3 protein-coding genes and 1 pseudogene are annotated in these 2,718 nt (G+C 35.8%); 2 read left to right on the top strand and 2 right to left on the bottom strand.

The window, feature by feature from the left end; translation table 11 throughout:
• On the top strand, nucleotides 1–244 hold a 244-nt coding region (locus E7Z79_RS09675), incomplete at its 5' end, for a tetratricopeptide repeat protein (RefSeq protein ID WP_303739728.1).
• A gap of 157 nt (nucleotides 245–401) precedes the next feature.
• On the opposite strand, the pseudogene glmM reads toward E7Z79_RS09675, so the two are convergent.
• Nucleotides 402–1,765, bottom strand: a pseudogene (gene glmM, locus E7Z79_RS09670) (phosphoglucosamine mutase).
• A gap of 66 nt (nucleotides 1,766–1,831) precedes the next feature.
• Nucleotides 1,832–2,230 carry an RNA-binding protein gene (locus tag E7Z79_RS09665; RefSeq protein ID WP_292608780.1) on the bottom strand — a complete coding sequence of 133 codons (399 nt, stop codon included), beginning with the start codon at nucleotides 2,228–2,230 and terminating at the stop codon, nucleotides 1,832–1,834.
• A gap of 83 nt (nucleotides 2,231–2,313) precedes the next feature.
• Between E7Z79_RS09665 and E7Z79_RS09660 the strand changes: the two genes are divergently transcribed.
• Nucleotides 2,314–2,718, top strand: a 405-nt coding sequence (locus tag E7Z79_RS09660) for a queuosine precursor transporter (RefSeq protein ID WP_303739727.1), incomplete at its 3' end; no start/stop codon positions are given.

The following is a 2,718-nucleotide window of genomic DNA, read 5'->3' as shown; positions in this document are numbered from 1 at the left end:
CGCAATCAATAGGATGGGCAATGCATTCATTGACCTTGGAAAATTTGATGAAGCGTTGGACTGTTTTAACAAAGCTATTTCTCTTGAAAAATATAACATCGACTTTTTACTCAATAAGGGTGTTGTCTTGATGGAACTTGGCAAATTTGAAGAGGCTGTTGACAGTTTCAATCAGGTATTGCTGAGAAGTCCTGACAATGAGGATGCCTTTTTCTTAAAAGAAGAATGTTTGGAAAACTTTTGATGTAGATTACCAACATCAAATTAACTATTTTTCATTTTAATGTTGGTTATTTTTAAAAATGATTCCTTTAAAATTAGGTTTCTATTTGTAAGATATTTTTTAATTCATCATAAAATCAATTTGGTGAAAAGAAAAATGGGTGATGGTGGGAGTTTAATTATTTTTTGTATTTTTTAATTAAACCGATTCCCCATTCGGTCATTTCATCCGCTTTTTGTTGTGAATCTGATTCGGCAAAGCATCTGAAAATTGGTTCTGTTCCGGATGGTCTTATGATTACCCAACCATCTTCTTTAAGGATTTTAACACCATCTGTCAAGTCAAGTTCAAAATCGGTTGTAGTTTTAATCTCATCGGCAATGCTGGTCATCACATCCTGTTTTTGGTCGTCACTACATTCGATTTTCATTTTGCTGGAATAGTAAACCGGCAGTTCACTTACCAATTCGGAAAGGGATTTTTTCTCTTTTGCAATGGTTTCCAGGATTTTAGCTACAGTCATTACTGCATCCCTTCCATAAACGAAGTCAGGGAAAATCAAACCTCCGTTTTCTTCTCCTCCAAACAATCCGTTTTCATCCTTGAGCTTACGGGCTACAAGCAAATCTCCTACAGCAGTTGCTATTACCTTACCGTTGTACTCATCAGCGATGTCATAAATTGCCTGGGATGTTGCAACGGTTGTAACTATGGTTCCGCCATTGTTTTCCTTAAGCATTTGCTTTTCAACAAGGGTAAATGTTTTATCTCCTAAGACAAATTTACCATTTTCATCGATACAGATGGTTCTGTCTGCATCTCCGTCATGTGCAAGACCTATATCTGCATTAAGCTCTTTAACAACACTGATTAGTTCCTGCAAGTTCTCTTCGATTGGTTCAGGGTCACGACCTGGGAAAAATCCGTCAGCTTGACAGTTAAGTGTTGTAACTTCACATCCAAGTTTTCTGATGAGATATGGTGCGGTATATGATCCGGCACCGGAGCCGCAGTCAACAACAACTTTCAAATTAGCTTCTCTGATGGATTCAACGTCAACCTTGGAGATTGCTTCTTCGATGTATTCATCAATAATCTTGTCGTTTTTATAGATTTGGCCAATTTCAGACCAATGAGCCCTTTTAGGTTCACTATCAAAGTATAACTTTTCAATTGCAAGATCCATTTCGTCAGGAATTCCAATACCGAATTCATCTAAAAACTTCAATCCGTTATATTTCGGAGGGTTATGTGAAGCAGTAATCATCACTCCGCCATCGTAATATTTGCGTACAGCATATTGAACTCCTGGTGTTGGCATATTCCTAAATCCACAACATCACATCCTGAAGATAGAAGTCCTGCTTTTACAGCTTCCATTAACATCGGACTGGATGTTCTTGTATCTCCACCAACAGCTACAGTACCTTGAATTTGAGTTCCATAACAAGCAGCAAGTCTTGATGCAAACTCGGGAGTTAAAACATCATTTGCAGTTCTTCTGACTCCAAATGTTCCAAATAATCGTTTTTTATCTGACATTTTATTAAATCCTTAAAATTTTATTTTATATTATTTTTGGATTTTAGTTAATAAATATCTATTCATTTAACTAGCTATTTTCAGACTGTCTCCTGAAGATAAAATTAATTCCAACTGGGAGTTGTATTCGGTAACTTTTCCGACAACTTCTACTTTTTTATCTTTAAAATCATTGATGTCCAGATTATTGGATTGGATTTCGCCTGCCTGACTTTCAAAAATTATCAATGGCATCTGCGCCGTGCCGTCATTTATCGTTAAAAAATAACTGCTCTTGGATTTTGACTGGGAGATGTCCTGGACTACACAGCTAACCTTTACCTCTTCATCTATCATTCCCCTATTTATGTCTTTTAGTTCAATTTCCTTAACCTCGATTGTCGGAGTAAATATGATTAGGCCGATTATTCCAACAAGTGAGGTTATTAAAGCTATTTTCAATAATTTGTCGTCTGTAATTTCCATAAGTCTTTATTATTTTTTAAAGTAAAAATAGCTGATGATTTCAATCTGTAAGATTTATCTGAAATGAGAAATATGGTATGAGTATGTTTGAAGATATGACCAAAACAGAATTGGATGCAATATTGACCGGTATTTTTACCGCATCGCTGATTGTGTCAAATATCATTGCTGGCAAAACATTCGATTTCTTCTCATTTACATTGCCGTGCGATGTTGTAATATTTCCGGTAATTTATATTGTCAATGATGTTTTGGCTGAAATCTATGGTTATGAAAAGGCTAGAAAGGTAATCCTGCTTGGATTTTTCATGAATCTTGTTGCGGTAATATGCTATCAGATAACAATTCTTTTGCCTGCACCTGCATTTTTTGAAAACTCTGAAGCTTTCAGCATTGTTCTGGGAAGTACCTTTAGACTTTTGGTTGCTAGATTTGCAGCATATTTGGCAGGTTCACTTGTAAATGCAAAAGTAATGGTTTATCTGAAA

Source organism: Methanobrevibacter thaueri (assembly GCF_015062905.1).
Lineage (GTDB): Archaea > Methanobacteriota > Methanobacteria > Methanobacteriales > Methanobacteriaceae > Methanocatella > Methanocatella thaueri_A.
The sequence above is the reverse complement of the archived record's forward strand: the minus strand, read 5'-3'. Positions and strand labels throughout refer to the sequence as shown.